At 72.1% G+C, this 14,315-nt stretch carries 13 protein-coding genes; 4 read left to right on the top strand and 9 right to left on the bottom strand.

The annotated features are described in order from the left end of the window. Nucleotides 1–318: 318 nt before the first annotated feature. Nucleotides 319–585, bottom strand: coding sequence for a hypothetical protein (locus ABZ249_RS31280; protein WP_355269930.1), 267 nt, complete (start codon nt 583–585; stop codon nt 319–321). Between the two features lie 204 nt (nt 586–789). Between ABZ249_RS31280 and ABZ249_RS31275 the strand changes: the two genes are divergently transcribed. Both ABZ249_RS31275 and ABZ249_RS31270 read left to right on the top strand, forming a co-directional pair. Further along, entirely contained in the window at nt 790–972 is a 183-nt protein-coding gene (locus ABZ249_RS31275; protein WP_355269928.1) for a hypothetical protein, read from the top strand. Between the two features lie 8 nt (nt 973–980). Further along, on the top strand, nt 981–1,601 hold the full coding sequence (locus ABZ249_RS31270) for a DUF1707 domain-containing protein (RefSeq protein ID WP_355269926.1): 621 nt from the start codon (nt 981–983) through the stop codon (nt 1,599–1,601). A 253-nt stretch (nt 1,602–1,854) separates the two neighbouring features. On the opposite strand, the gene ABZ249_RS31265 is transcribed toward ABZ249_RS31270, so the two are convergent. After that, a complete protein-coding gene (locus ABZ249_RS31265; protein WP_355269924.1) occupies nt 1,855–2,364 on the bottom strand; it encodes a hypothetical protein in 510 nt (169 codons plus the stop codon). Nucleotides 2,365–2,634: 270 nt separating this feature from the next. On the opposite strand from ABZ249_RS31265, the gene ABZ249_RS31260 reads away from it, so the two are divergent. Beyond that, a complete protein-coding gene (locus ABZ249_RS31260) occupies nt 2,635–3,348 on the top strand; it encodes a hypothetical protein (protein ID WP_355269922.1) in 714 nt (237 codons plus the stop codon). Between the two features lie 54 nt (nt 3,349–3,402). Here ABZ249_RS31260 and ABZ249_RS31255 read toward each other — a convergent pair whose 3' ends face one another. From ABZ249_RS31255 to ABZ249_RS31225, 7 genes are all read right to left on the bottom strand, one after another. Continuing rightward, nucleotides 3,403–3,990, bottom strand: coding sequence for a hypothetical protein (locus ABZ249_RS31255; RefSeq protein ID WP_355269920.1), 588 nt, complete (start codon nt 3,988–3,990; stop codon nt 3,403–3,405). A gap of 257 nt (nt 3,991–4,247) precedes the next feature. After that, nucleotides 4,248–4,817 (bottom strand): hypothetical protein, encoded by a 570-nt coding sequence (locus tag ABZ249_RS31250; protein ID WP_355269918.1) that lies wholly within the window; start codon nt 4,815–4,817, stop codon nt 4,248–4,250. After that, nucleotides 4,817–6,451, bottom strand: coding sequence for an Nramp family divalent metal transporter (locus ABZ249_RS31245; RefSeq protein WP_355269916.1), 1,635 nt, complete (start codon nt 6,449–6,451; stop codon nt 4,817–4,819). The genes ABZ249_RS31250 and ABZ249_RS31245 overlap by 1 nt, the downstream gene beginning before the upstream one ends. 257 nt (nt 6,452–6,708) lie before the next feature. Next, the gene (locus tag ABZ249_RS31240) at nt 6,709–8,862 is read right to left on the bottom strand and encodes an acetate--CoA ligase family protein (RefSeq protein ID WP_355269914.1); all 2,154 of its coding nucleotides are present in this window, start codon (nt 8,860–8,862) and stop codon (nt 6,709–6,711) included. 4 nt (nt 8,863–8,866) lie between these two features. Beyond that, complete coding sequence (frc, locus tag ABZ249_RS31235; protein ID WP_355269912.1) at nt 8,867–10,096, bottom strand: formyl-CoA transferase; 1,230 nt, start codon at nt 10,094–10,096, stop codon at nt 8,867–8,869. A gap of 15 nt (nt 10,097–10,111) precedes the next feature. After that, nucleotides 10,112–11,818 (bottom strand): thiamine pyrophosphate-binding protein, encoded by a 1,707-nt coding sequence (locus ABZ249_RS31230; protein ID WP_220560511.1) that lies wholly within the window; start codon nt 11,816–11,818, stop codon nt 10,112–10,114. A 94-nt stretch (nt 11,819–11,912) separates the two neighbouring features. Beyond that, nucleotides 11,913–13,361 (bottom strand): MFS transporter, encoded by a 1,449-nt coding sequence (locus tag ABZ249_RS31225; RefSeq protein WP_355269909.1) that lies wholly within the window; start codon nt 13,359–13,361, stop codon nt 11,913–11,915. Nucleotides 13,362–13,500: 139 nt separating this feature from the next. Here ABZ249_RS31225 and ABZ249_RS31220 point away from each other — a divergent pair. Next, nucleotides 13,501–14,315, top strand: an 815-nt coding sequence (locus tag ABZ249_RS31220; protein ID WP_355269907.1) for an ATP-grasp domain-containing protein, incomplete at its 3' end; no start/stop codon positions are given.

Here is a 14,315-nt window from a genome sequence, read left to right as displayed (position 1 = left end):
GAAGTCGGTGGAGTGACGGCCCGGTAGGGCTTCGCCACGGTGGGCCCCGGGGGCGCGGCCGTCGACGGCGCCCGGGGCCGGCGGCCCCCTGGCCGGCGCGAGCACCGCGAACGCAAGGGGCCGGCGGGCGTTGGGCCCCCGGTCCTCGACCGGGGGCCCGACGGACGCGCAACACGGTGGAGCGGTGCATCGATCTGCTCGAGCAGACCGGGCGGTCGCGACCCGCTATGACAGGCGGGCCGTGATCTTCGACGGGATCGTGCAGGTCGCCCCGATCCGGATCCGGCTCCGAGGCCTCACCCGTCCAAAGGACAGTGCCTAGTCGCCGGTCTCCTCGGCGGGGGGAGGGGCCTGGCCCTCCCAGCCCCGGAAGAGCCACGCCGTCCGGTCGCCGTCCGGATCGGGCTCGTACACGGCCCGCGGGGACGCCCGCCCGGGGACGCTCAACAGTGCTCCCAGTTCCTCCACGGGCACCTCGTAGATCTCCTCATGGTCGAAAACACCCTCCACCACCACCCCGTCCCAGCAGGACGGACCGCCCACGAGGCGCACGGTCACAGAGCCCGGCTCGTCTCCCAGTTCCATGGGTTCGATGATGTGGCCGCTTCCCCGCGATCCTCCTCAGGACACGCCCGGGCCGCGCCTGTCAAGGGTCCCGAGTCGGTGTGACGAGGCCCCCGTGCACCGAATCCGGGGTCGGCGGACCGACTTGACACCACTCTGACCGTAGTACTATGTTCAAACCACTTCACGTGAAGTACTACGAACCGAGTGGAAATGAGGCGCTCCATGCCTGCCACCCCCCTCCGCCTGGACCTGACCGGGCTGCTGAACGCCGAGGCCCGCCCGCCCGTGGCGGCCCTCTCCGTCCCGGCGCAGCCCCGCCCCCGCCGCAAGAACCGTGACCAGCAGCCCAGGCCCCTCCCGGTGCGGAACGCCAGGCCCCTGCGCAAGCCGGGCGGTGTCCGTTGAACACGAGCATGAGTGCGAACGACCACAGCACCCCTCTCCCCGCCCCCGCCGCTCCGGCCGGGGAGCTGCGGGCCTCCCACCAGGACCGGGACACGGTGGTGGAACGCCTGCGCAACGCCGCGGCCGAGGGGCGCATCGACCACGACGAGCTGGACGAGCGCCTGGAACGGGCGCTGACGTCCAAGACCCACGCCGAGCTGGCCGCCCTGACCGCCGACCTGCCCGCGCCGCAGGACTCCGATCAGCAGCTGCCGCCGCTGGTGCTCAAGGGCGGGATGAGCGGCGCCGTACGCGGCCCCGGCCGGTGGGAGGCGCCCGCCCACGTGATCGCCCACGGCGGTGTGGGCGGTGTGAAGATCGACTTCAGCCGGGTCCGGAGCCGGCTGCGGGAGATCCTGGTGGAGGCCTACGGGGAGACCTCCGGGGTCACGGTCGTCATCCCCGACGGGTGGACCGCCGACACCACGGGCATGGACCCCGGCATCGGCGGCCTCAGAGACAGGACGACCCCGGACCGCCTCCCGGGAACGCCGCTGATCCGGCTCGCCGGGTCCGGCGGCATGGGGGGAGTGATCGTTCGCCACCCCAACGACAAGGAACGGCGCAAGCTGGACGAGAACCCGGCCTAGACGGGTGATCGGGGCCGAAGAGGATCCCGGAGGAGGTTCCCGTCGGCGGCCCGGCCGGCCGCACCACGAAGTCCCGTACTCCGGAACTCCCGGAGTACGGGACTTCGCGCGTTCGCGGGGCCGGTCGCGGCCGTGGTCCCTGCCTGCCGCCGATGGGGCGGGCCGGGGGGAGCCGACCACCGTCACTCCGGGGAGGGCCGCCGTCCATGTCGTCGGTATCGCCGGCCGCTCACTCGGCGCCGCCCGGCGGGGGTCAGCAGCGGTAGGTGGTGCCGTTGGCGGCCCGTCCCCAGTTGCAGGTGCTGATCGAGCCGGAACCGGTGTTGTTGTCGGCGCTGCCGGGCCGCTTCAGGCGCAGGTCGGGGTTGTTGGGGCCGTCGTTGCGCAGCACGTGGCGTCCGTAGCCGCGGTAGATCTGGTGGGCGCCGCTCGCGTACCGGTTGGTGCCGCTGCCGGTGCGCACGTAGGCCACCGCCCCGGCCGGCAGGTTGTAGGACGGCAGGGGGCGGCCGTAGGTGTTGGTGGTGATGTCGGGGACGTAGCCGCCCACGTTCACGGTGCGGGTGGTGACGTTCTTGATGACGAAGTACTCGCCGTTCAGGCTGGTGTTGCTGTTGGTGTCCGAGCCGGCGGCGTTGGGGCGCACGTGGGTGATCATCAGCGCGCCGGTGGTGGAGGCGGCCTGTGCCGGGGCCGACATCAGGGTGGCGGCGGTGAGGGCGGCCGCGGCGATGGCGGCGGCGCGCGCGAGGGGGCCTGGCATGTGGACGCTCCTGAGGTGGAAAAGCGTGGATCGGGGAGGCGTCATCGTCCCAATCCGGAGGGGGTGCGCGTCGTGATTTAGCTGGACATGGCCGCTTTTGGTCAGGGTGTGCACCTACCCGGCGGTACCGCGTCCACGAACGGACGCGCCTGCGGATCCCGTCTGGGATGTACGGCTCGCCGTCTGAAGCCCCTGCGATCGCCCGACCGCTGATCAGTGCGTGCCCTCACGCCGCGCGGACGGGTTCACCGGGGTGCCACAATGCCGTGCATGACCGATCGACCAGGTGCCCCCGGGCTCGTCCATCCCCCGAGCCTGCCGCTTCCGGAAGAGCTGTGGCGGCACGGTGCCTTCTGCGTCCTCATCCGCGCGGCCCTGGGCGGTGCGACCGACGAATGGTTCCGCGCCCATTGGCTGTCCGGGCGGGAGCGCGTCGGCTACGAGGACGGTGGCGGCAACTGGTGGGAGCTCGAAGTCCTCCCCGAGGGGCGCGCGGTCCTCTACGGCGAGGACCACGAGATGAGCGGTGCCCGCTGGCTGGAGCCCCCGCTGGACCTGCTCGCCGGCGCGCCGGAGTGGCTGCCCCTGAAACGGCTGCGTTCCATGGACGACATGCTCGGCCACGTCCACTGGTTCGACGGCGCCTCCTGGGAGCGCATCGCCTACCCTCCCGAGCTCCGGGACGACGGCCTGGAGAGCACCGCCGGCCGGTACTTCACCGAGTGGCGGGCCCTGGAGGAGGCGATGCGGCCGCTGGGCGACGGGCTGCTCGTGGAGGCGGACGCGGGGGAGGGGAGCCGGCGGGCGGTCGAGGCCCTGTTCGAGGCGGCGTCCCGGCGGCGCTGCACCCGCGAGGTCCTCGACGGACTCCTGGGCGACCTGAACCGCTCGCTGGAGTACGACGACGACCCCCCGGGGTCCCTCGACGTGGAGGCGGCCTTCGACATCGCCCTCCGGGCCGGTTTCGCCCCGCCGGGAGGCTGAGGGCCGCCCGGCGCCCGGGACGGTGGCCGGGCGAGGGGCGGCCCTTCGCCCGGATCAGGCCCGGGCGCTCCCGGGACCGTCCTCCGCCCGGTGCCAGGCGTGCCAGGCGAGGTAGGCGAACGGGAGCACCACGAGCAGATCGGCCGCGTAGGCGACCCACTCCAGGCGCAGGACCCTGCCCGCCGGAAAGGCGACGGCCGCGATACAGATGAACACGGCCACCCAGCGGGGCGCGATCCGGGTCCAGGCGGCCATCAGGCCGAAAATGAAAAGCGAGAGGGGGAAGACCGGGCCGGGGAGCCACAGCAGGGGGATGCTCTGGGGAGGATAGTCCGAGAAGCTCGCCAGGGATATGTCGCCGACCGTTCCCAGTGATTCCTCGAAGAATCCCTGAAGGCCGAAGGAGACGGTTCCGAGCATTCCCACGAGGAGCATGAAAAGCCAGATTCCGGAGATCCGGGGGAGGTGTTCGCGGAGTCGGCCGTACTCTCCGATGAGGCCGTACACCCAGGGTGGCATGGACAGGGCGATCAGCATGCCGCCGGTGGCGCCGTAGTGGCCATTGTTCCAGAAGAACGGAGAAATGGAGAATATGACCGGGCCGAGCAGGAGCGCCGCCGCCTGCAGCCTTTGTGTGAACATGGCGACATGATACGGATTCCGGATGCTTTTTCAAGCATGCCCCGGGCGCTCGTGGTATTCGCCAGGGAGGGGCTGTTCGGATATTTCCTGAAAAGTTCATCGCCTTTTCTGTGGCGGTGGCCGGGAGTCGTCGTCGGCTTTCTCCGATACTGCTGCTCCGCCGCCCGCCTGCGTCGGGCGGACGGCCGACGGCCCCGGCGGGCGGGTGCCCGGCCCGGGGCCGTCGGTCCTGTGAGCGCCGCGCGGGCGCGTGCGGGTCAGTCCGGACGCCCGCGCCCGCGGGACCTCCGGCGCGACCCGCCCGCACCGCGCCGGCGGTGGAGGTGGGCGGCGTGCTCCAGGTAGCGCTGGAACAGCGACTCGGCCACCGGGTTGTGGCCGCGCACCCGCATCAGCCAGTGGGGCATGGTCCGTTCGTGCAGCCACAGGAAGCCGATGGTGAAGCCGAAGCTCAGCATCGCCTGCAGCGCGAGGAACGACAGCAGCGGTTCGCGCAGCGCGGTGCCCCCGGTCACCCACGCCACCATGTGGGCGTCGAACAGCCGGGCGGCGGGGAACCCGAGCAGCCAGTACAGGGCCAGCGGGGCCACCGCGCCGATCGGGAAGACCCCGCGTGCCAGCAGCACGCTGTAGGCGGCACCGAGGACGGCCAGCGGCAGGCCCAGGGCCAGGCCGACGGTGCCGGTCAGGGCCGGGGACAGCCCCGCCACCATCCCGAGGCCCGTGGCGAACAGGCCGGCGACGGCGCCGATGGCCGCTCCCGGGACCGCCACCTCCAGGTGGGCGGCCGCGCTCCCTCCCAGCCGGAGGGCGGACGAGGCGGGCATCAGTCGACCACCACCCCGAAGGCGAACAGCGAGTAGAAGAGCGCTCCCAGGTAGAACACGGCCGCGAACGCGATGATCGCGTTGGAGACGATCCCGGGGCGGATGGGCTTGGGCAGCGTGATGTTGTTGACCAGCAGCAGCACCACGCAGTACGCGCCCATCGCGAAGGCCGACAGGAACGCCAGCACGTCCAGGATGGCCGCGGGCCCGTCGGCCGGTCCGAACAGCAGGATGACGATGCCGAAGGCGATCAGCCCCCACAGGAACATGCCGTACAGCTTCGAGAGCCCGAACCGCTTGGCGCCCGGCACGAAGTTGTAGGTCATGTCGGCCTGGCCGCGAGAGAAGGAGTCGAACAGGCCCAGCGTCGCGTTGAGGCCGATCAGCGCGATGAACAGGAAGAACACCGTTCCGAGGATCGGGCTGCCGGCGGCGGAGAAGGCGCCCGCCATCGCGTCCAGCGACGCGTCCCGGTCGCCGGCCCGGATCAGCTCCGTCACCTGCGGGTCGAACCGGGCCGCGGACTGGGCCAGGACGGTGAAGGAGACCGTCACCAGCATGGTGATGCCCCAGAACAGCACCAGGGCGTCGAAGGTGACCCAGCGGCGCCACCCCTTCCACTTCTCCATCTCCGCGGGGTCGGAGGTGTCGAACATGTAGCCGTGGGAGGGCATGGCCTCCTGCTCGCCGGCGTGCCGCAGGCCCCGGATCTTGGGGATGTGCACGCCCATCCCCGCGCCCTTGTCGCGCAGGTGCAGGGTGTACCACATCTGCTGCATGCCGGAGGGCCCGGCGAAGGCGATCGCGCCGACGATGATGGGGAACCAGGCCGCCGTCATCGCCTCGTCCGGGAGGTACCCGAACGAGAACATCCCGGTGAGAGTGGAGGTGAGGTCCGACAGGTTGCCGACCATCGCCGCGACCACCGACGTGCCGACCACCAGCAGGCCGATACAGATGGAGAGCACGTTCTCCAGCAGGTCGTAGATGACCTTGGCGAGGGTGAAGACCACGCCGACGAGGATCATGCCGGCCACCGCGGTGGCCTGCCAGGGGATGCCGGTCACCCGTTCGAAGGCGGACGCCCCGGCCGACAGGTGGCCGGGCCAGATGTAGACCAGCATCGCCGTCACGAAGAAGAACCACATCAGCGGTTTGAACACGCGCGCGGCGCCGTAGAAGATGCTCTCCCCGGTGGCCATCGCGTACCGGGACATCTCCAGCATGACCACGGCCTGGAGGGAGAGGCCGATCAGGAACAGCCAGCGGATCTCCGGGCCGAAGATCAGCACCAGGCGCGGCCACATGTAGGACTCGCCCATGCCCACGCCCAGGGCGACGAGGAACACGGTCGGTCCGAGGATGTGGATGGAGGGGGGAGCCTTGGGCAGGCTCCGGATGGGCATCGGCTCCAGCCGGCCCGCCTTCCAGTACCGCTCCTCCTGCGGGGGCGCGGCGCCGTCGGCCGGCGGGTCGGCGGGGGTTCCGGTCGTGGCGGAGTCGGCGGTCACCGGTTCGGCGGGGGGACCGGACTCGGAGGGGTGGGCCCGGCGCTGCGCCGGGATGTGGGCTCCCCCGGTCTCGGGCGAAGCCGGGGGTTCCGAGGGACGGGGGGTGGGGGGTGAGGAATCCAAGGCGATACTCCGTGTGTGCGCGAATGCGAGTCGGTGGTTCGCATGTCGCCCCCGGGTGGTGCTGCACCTCCCTGCCGTGTCGGGTACGCGGACGGATCACCGTGGCCGGACGTGGCTGTCGTGGCGGTGACCGGGCCCGGCGGCCTTGCGGCGGCGGCTCCAGGGCCGCCGGGCGGGTATGGCGCGTGTTGCGGTTCGGTGGCTGTCGTGTGTCGTGGCGGCCCGGCCGGAGCGGTCGGCTCCGACCGGGCACCCGGTCAGAGTAGTCCGGCGGCGCGGGCCCAGCGATACTTCGCGCCCAGGACCTTCACCGGCATCTCGGTCGTGTAGGGGTAGGCGACGATCCCGTGCTCGAACAGCTTCCGGCTCGCCGCCTCGACCTCGGTGTCACCCGAGAGGGAGGCCACCACCGGCTTGTCGATCCCGGCCGCGCGGGCCTTGTCCACCACGTCGATCACGACGTCGGCGAAGACCAGCGGCGGCGTGACGATGGTGTGCCAGTAGCCGAGGACCAGCGAGTGCACGCGGGGGTCCTCCAGCCCCAGGCGGATGGTCTTCTCGTAGGTGGAGGGCGGCTCGCCGCCGGTGATGTCCACCGGGTTCCCGGCCGCCCCGAACGGCGGGATGAAGGCGCGGAAGGCCTCGTCCAGGTCCGGCGGGATCTCGTACAGCGACATCCCGTTGTCCACCACCGCGTCCGACAGCAGCACGCCCGAGCCGCCCGCGCCGGTGATGATCACGATGTTCTCGCCGCGGGGGGCGGGCATGACCGGCAGGGCGCGGCCGTACTCCAGGAGCTCGGTCAGCCCGGGGGCGCGGACCACGCCCGCCTGGCGGAGGATGTCGTCGTAGACCTTGTCGTCCCCGGCGAGCGCGCCGGTGTGCGACCCGGCGGCGCGGGCCCCCGCGGAGGTCCGGCCGGCCTTGAGCACGACCACGGGCTTCTTCGGGACCACCTCGCGGGCGGCGGCGACGAACGCCCGGCCGTCCTTGAGGTCCTCCAGGTGCATGGCGACCGCGTTGGTGTGCTCGTCCTGGCCGAAGAAGGTGAGCAGGTCGTCCTCGTCGATGTCGGCCTTGTTGCCGACGCCCACGATCGCCGACACGCCCGTGCGCGTGCTGCGGCTGTACCCCAGGATCGCCATGCCGATCCCGCCGGACTGCGAGGTCAGGGCGGTCCCCCCGGCCACGTCGTACGGCGTGCAGAAGGTCGCGGACAGCTTCTGCGGCGTGTAGTAGTACCCGTAGATGTTGGGCCCGAGGATGCGGACCCCGTGCCGCCGGGCCACGGCGAGCACCTCGTCCTGGAGCTCCTGCTCGCCGGTCTCGGCGAAGCCGGACGGGATGAGGATGGCGCCCGCCACCCCCTTGCGCCCGGCCTCCTCCAGGGCCCCGGCCACGAACCTGGCCGGGATGGCGAAGACCGCCACGTCCACCTCGCCGGGCACGTCGGCGATGGACTTGTAGGAGGGGAGGCCGTTGACCTCGGCCGACTTCGGGTTGACCGGGTGGATGGCGCCCTCGTAGCCGCCGTCCACGATGTTGCGGATGACGGAGTTGCCGATCTTGCCGGCCTCGTTGGAGGCGCCGATGACGGCGATGGAGCGCGGCTTGAAGATGCGCTCCATGGACGCCAGGATCTCCTCCCGCCCGAACTTGCGGGGCCCCTCGGCGGGCGCGAAGTCCAGGACGAACCGCAGGTCGGCGGCGATGGCCCCGGAGGCCGAGGCGAACACGGGGTTGAGGTCGGCCTCCGCGATCTCGGGGAAGTCCGTGACCAGCTCGGACAGGCGCACCAGCAGGTCGGCCAGGGCGCCCCGGTCCACCGCCTCGGCGCCCCGGACCCCGTCCAGGACCTCGGCGGCCCTGATGTCGGCGACCTGGGCCAGCGCCTCCTCGCGGCTGACGGGGGCCAGGCGGAAGGAGACGTCCTTGAGGACCTCCACCAGCACGCCGCCCAGCCCGAACACCACGACCTTGCCGAACGTGGGGTCGGTGGTGGCGCCGACCAGGACCTCCAGGCCGCCCTGGACCATCTGCTGGACCTGCACGCCGTCGATGCGCGCGTCGGGGTCGTGGGCGCGGGCGTTGGCGGTGATGCGCTCGAAGGCCGCGGCGACCTCCTCCGCGCTGTTCAGCCCGATCTCCACCCCGCCCGCGTCGGTCTTGTGCAGGATGTCGGGGGAGACGATCTTGGCGGCCACGGGCAGGCCGAGCCCGGTGGCCAGGGCGGCGGCCTCCTCGGCGGTGCGGGCCAGGGCCTCGCCGGGGACGGGGATGCCGTAGGCCTCCGCGAGGACGCGGCTCTCGGGGGCGGTGAGGGCGGACCGGCCCTCGGCGCGGGCCCTGTCGAGGACCTCGCGGACCGGGGCGGGATCCCGGTCGGAACGCTCGGGGGTGTAGACGGCCATGCGCTCAGATCACTCCGTTCGATGAGAGCTCTGCCAGTTCCTCGTCGGTCAGGCCCAGCTCGTCGCGGTAGATGTCGGCGTTGTGCTCGCCGAGCAGGGGGGACCGGTCGACCTCCACCGGGGAGTCGGAGAGGCGGATGGGCGAGGACACGGTGTGGTAGGTGCCGCGCTCGGGGTGGTCGACCTCGGTGATCACGCCGTTCTCGCGCAGGGTGGGGTCCTCGATGATCTCCCGGGTGGACATGATCGGCCCGCAGGGGATGTTGTGCGCGTTGAGCGCGGCGAGCACGTCCCACTTGGGCAGCTCCCGGGACCACTCCTCGATCAGGGCGAAGGCCTTGTCGAGCTTGTCGAGCCGGGCCTCGGGGGTGGCCCACTCGGGGTCCTGGGCCAGCTCGGGCCGGCCGATCAGCCGGGTGATGGGCTCCCAGCCCGCGGGCTGGATGATCACGTACACGTAGTCGTTGGGGCCGCCGGGCGCGGTGCGCACGGCCCAGCCGGGCTGTCCGCCGCCGGACGCGTTGCCCGAGCGCGGGACCTCGTCGCTGAAGTCGTCGTTGGGGTACTCCGAGAGCGGCCCGTGGGCGAGCCGCTGCTGGTCGCGCAGCTTGACCCGGCACAGGTTGAGCACCGCGTCCTGCATGGCGACCTGGACGCGCTGGCCCCGGCCCGTGTGCACCCGCTGGTACAGGGCGGCGAGGATACCGGCTACTGTATGCATTCCGGTGCCCGAATCACCGATCTGCGCCCCCGTGGCCAGCGGCGGCCCGTCCTCGAACCCGGTGGTGCTCATGGAGCCGCCCATGGCCTGGGCGATCACCTCGTAGGCCTTGAAGTCGGCGTACGCGCCCGGGCCGAAGCCCTTGATCGAGGCGTAGACGAGCCTCGGGTTGGTCTCGGCGAGCACCTCCCAGGTGAACCCCATCCGGTCCAGGGCGCCGGGCGCGAAGTTCTCCACCAGGACGTCGCTGCGGCGCACCAGCTCCAGGAAGATCCGCTTGCCCTCGGCGCTCTTGGTGTTCAGGGTGATGCTCCGCTTGTTGGAGTTGAGCATCGTGAAGTACAGGCTGTCCACGCCGGGCTTGTCCCGGAGCTGGCGCCGGGTGATGTCGCCCGAGGGCGCCTCCAGCTTGACGACGTCGGCGCCCATCCACGCGAGGATCTGGGTCGCGGACGGCCCCGACTGGACATGGGTCATGTCCAGGACGCGGACCCCGTCGAGTGCCTTGCCCATGACTCTCCTTCCGGGCTACTTGTACATCGTCTGGTTCATGGTCCCCGGGGCGTACACCTCGGGGTCGATCCAGACGTTGATCAGGGAGGGCTTGCCGGACTCGCGGGCGCGCAGCAGGGCCGGGCCGATCTCGGCCGGGTCGGTGACCTCCTCGCCGTACCCGCCGAGCATCTTCGCGAACTCGGAGTAGCGCACGTCGCCCAGCGTGTTGCCGAGCTCGCCCCGGTCGGCGCCGTACTTGGCGATCTGCCCGTAGCGGATCTGGTTCATCGAGGAGTTGTTGCCGACGATCCCCACGAAGGGCAGGTCGAAGCGGACCAGGGTCTCGAAGTCCCAGCCGGTGAGGCTGAAGGCGCCGTCGCCGAACAGCGCCACCACCTCCTTGTCCGGCCGCGCGTACTTGGCCGCCATCACGAACGGGATCCCGACGCCGAGCGTGCCGAGCGGGCCCGGGTCCATCCAGTGGCCGGGGGACTTGGGCTGGACCACCTGTCCGGAGAAGGTGACGATGTCGCCGCCGTCGCCGACGTAGACGGAGTCCTCGGTGAGGAACTTGTTGATCTCGTTGACCAGGCGGTAGGGGTGGATCGGGGTGGAGTCCGAGGTCAGCAGGTGCGCGCGCTTGTCGAGCGCGGCCTGCTCCTGGGTGCGCAGCTCCTCCAGCCAGCCCTTGCGGGCCTGGGCCCCGGTGTCGCCGTACCCGGAGACCGCCTGGAGCACCGAGGAGAGGACGACGTCGGCGTCGCCCACGATGCCGAGGTCGATGTCGCGGTTCTTGCCGACGGTGGCGTAGCTGAGGTCGATCTGCACGACGGTGGCGTCGGGGGACAGACGCTTGCCGTAGCCCATCCGGAAGTCGAACGGGGTGCCGACGATGATGATGAGGTCGGAGTTGGTGAAGGCGTAGCGCCGGGAGAGCTGGAAGTGGTGCGGGTCCCCGGGCGGGAGGGTGCCGCGCCCGGCGCCGTTCATGTAGGCGGGGATGTTGAGCGCGCGGACCAGCTCGACGGCGGAGTCGGTGGCCCGGGTGGTCCACACCTGGTTGCCGAGCAGGATGCTGGGCCGTTCCGAGCGCACGATCAGCTCGGCGAGGCGCTCGATGGCGGCGGGGTCGCCGGCCTGGCGCGTGGACGCCCGGTAGTGTCCGGCGGCCGGGATGCGGGCCCGCTCCACCGGGACCCTGGCGTCCAGGACGTCGCGGGGGATCTCCAGGAAGGCCGGCCCGGGGGCGCCGTTGTTGGCCTCGCGGAAGGCCATGGAGACCATGTCGGCGACCCGCTCGGTGTGCGGGACGGTGGCCGCGAACTTGGAGATCGGGTTGATCATGTCCACGTGCGGCAGGTCCTGGAGGGACCCCATCTTGTGCTGGCTGAGGGCTCCCTGCCCGCCGATGACCAGCATGGGGCTCTCGGCCCGGTAGGCGTTGGCGATGCCGGTGACCGCGTCCGTGGTGCCCGGGCCCGCCGTCACGACTGCGCAGCCGGGCCTGCCGGTGATCCGGGCGTAGCCGTCGGCGGCGTGCGCGGCGACCTGCTCGTGCCGGACGTCGATCACGTCGATGCCCTCGTCGGCGCAGCCGTCGTAGATGTCGATGATGTGGCCGCCGCAGAGCGTGAAGATCACGTCGACGCCCTCGGCCTTGAGCGCCTTGGCCACCAGGTGGCCACCGGAGATCGTGGTGTTTTCGCTGTTGGTTTCGGTGGATACCTTGCCGTCGGCCATCGGTGCGACGACCCCTTTCGTGCGGGAGAGGACTGGTGTGCTTCGCCGTTGGGTGCGGGGGAGTCTGAAGTTCGGATACTGTATACCGTGTGCATCACATTGGAGCACTCCGGCGGCCCGCTGTCCAGACCCCGTGGGGAAGCGTCCGGATCGGCAGCGGCCTGCGCAGCCGGGCCGCCAGGACCGCGGCCGAGGCCGGGAGCAGGGCGGAGACCGCCAGGCCGGCGGCGTGGGAGCCGGCCGGGAGCAGGGACAGGAGCGCGATCGCCCCGCCCACCCCGAGCAGGCCGCCGACCGCCTTGGAGCCGTGGACGAGACCGGGGAGGTCGGCCGGGCGTCCCGGGCCGCCGTGGCGCCCGGCGCCGAAGTGCCCCTCGGTGATCGCCCTGGTGAGCGGGTAGCAGGACCCGGTTCCCACGCCCACCACGAGCCCCAGGCAGACCAGCAGCGGGAGCGGGCCGTCCTGGATCGCCGCGGCCAGCCCGGCCTGGCCGAGCGCGGTCGCGGCCAGGAGCACCGCGAGGGTCCGGCGCCGTCCGGCGCGCTCGGCGACGACGCTCGCGGCCAGCCGGCCGAGCCCGCTGGCCAGGGCGAACGCCGTGATCACCGTTGCGACCTCCGTGGGGTCGCGGCCCAGGCCCAGTGCGAGCGCGGGCAGCGCCACGAGGGTGAACAGCCCCACGGCCCCGGACAGCGCCACGATCGTGTGCAGGGCGGGCAGTGAGCGCCCGCTCGCCCAGGCCTGGCCCGCGCTGAAGTCGCGTGCGGCCGGGGGATCGGCGCTCCGCCGCAGCGCGGCCGCGCGCGGGTCGCGCTCCGGGGGCCACCAGTGCGCCGGGGCGCCGCGCTGCCCGATCCCGCCCGCGGCGCCGAGGGCGAGCACGCCCAGGGCCAGGGCGGTGGAGGCCGCGGCCAGGGACTCGGGGGACAGACCCAGGACCAGCGCGGGCAGTAGCGGGACCGGGCCCAGGGCGAAGGCCCCGCCCACGGCGCCCAGGCGTACGGTGTGGCGGTCCGGGAACCAGCCCTCCACCAGGTCCGCGCAGGAGTGGTAGACCAGCCCCGCGCCCGCGCCGCCGAGCAGGCCGTAGCCCGCGGCGGCGGCCAGGGGGTCCGAGGCGTGGCCGACCGTGTACAGGGCCGCGGCGCACAGCGCCGTGCCCAGGAGGATCGCCGCACCCGGGCCGGCCGGGCCGCGTGCCCCGAGCAGGCGCGGGACGGGCGCGAAGGAGCCCTGGACCAGCGCCCAGACGAGGAACGGGACCAGGGCCTGGGCGGGGGACCAGCCGTGCGCCGCGATCAGCACGGGCACCGCGGCCCCGTAGCCGAACTGGAGCACGCCCACGGCCGCCGCGGCGAGCAGGATGCGCAGGAGCAGGGCGGGCCGGGACAGGCCGGTCAGTTCCCGGGCGGAGGGGCCCACCGTGTACCGCCTGCCCAGCCAGTCGCGGACGTCCGAGGCGTCCGCGGCGGGTGCGGCGACGGGGGCCGGTGGCGGCGGGGGGCGACGGGCCGGTGGCTCCGGCAGGTGGCGGGGGAACATGGCGGCACCTCCTTGTATGCAGTATGCAAAATGAGGTGTGGCTTGTGAAGAGGAGACTTCGGGCGGATGCCTATTGAATACTGCATACAGTATGAGGTATCCCTGTGAGAGGGGGCGAGAAGCGTACAGAGGAGGAGTGTTGGATCTCTACGAGTACGAGGCCAAACAGATCTTCGGCGAGTACGGTGTCGCGCTGGTCCGCGGCGAGATCGCCGACACCCCGGAGCAGGCCGCCGCGGCGGCCGGCCGCCTGGGCCGGAAGGTCGTGGTCAAGGCCCAGGTCAAGACCGGTGGCCGCGGTAAGGCCGGCGGCGTCAAGGTCGTCGAGGGCCCCGAGGGCGCCCGGGCCGCGGCCGAGCGGATCCTCGGCATGGACATCAAGGGCCACACGGTCCGCCGCGTCCTGGTCGAAGAGGCCTCCGACATCGCGGAGGAGTACTACTTCTCCTTCCTGCTGGACCGGGCCGAGCGCAGGTTCCTCTCGATCTGCTCCGCCCGGGGCGGCATGGAGATCGAGGAGGTCGCCGAGACCGACCCCGGTGCGGTGGTGCGCACCCCGGTGGACCCCACGGGGGTGACGACCTCGGACGCCCTGGACATCTGCCGGGCCGCCGGGATACCCGACCGCGCCCGCGGCGCCGTCGCCGCGGTGATCGCGCGCCTGTGGGACGTCGCCTCCGGCGAGGACGCCACGCTCGTCGAGGTCAACCCGCTCGTGCTGACCGGGGACGGCCGTGTCATCGCCCTGGACGGCAAGGTCACTCTGGACGACAACGCCCTGTTCCGGCACCCGGAGCGCAGCGGCTTCGCGGACCCGCACGGCACCGACGAACGCGAGGCCCGTGCGGCCGAGCGGGGACTCAACTACGTCAAGCTGGACGGTGAGGTCGGCATCATCGGTAACGGTGCGGGCCTGGTCATGTCCACCCTGGACGTGGTCGCCTACGCCGGCGA

This window comes from Nocardiopsis sp. NPDC006139, from assembly GCF_040614155.1.
Classification (GTDB): domain Bacteria; phylum Actinomycetota; class Actinomycetes; order Streptosporangiales; family Streptosporangiaceae; genus Nocardiopsis; species Nocardiopsis changdeensis.
This window is presented reverse-complemented; position numbering and strand designations above follow the sequence as displayed.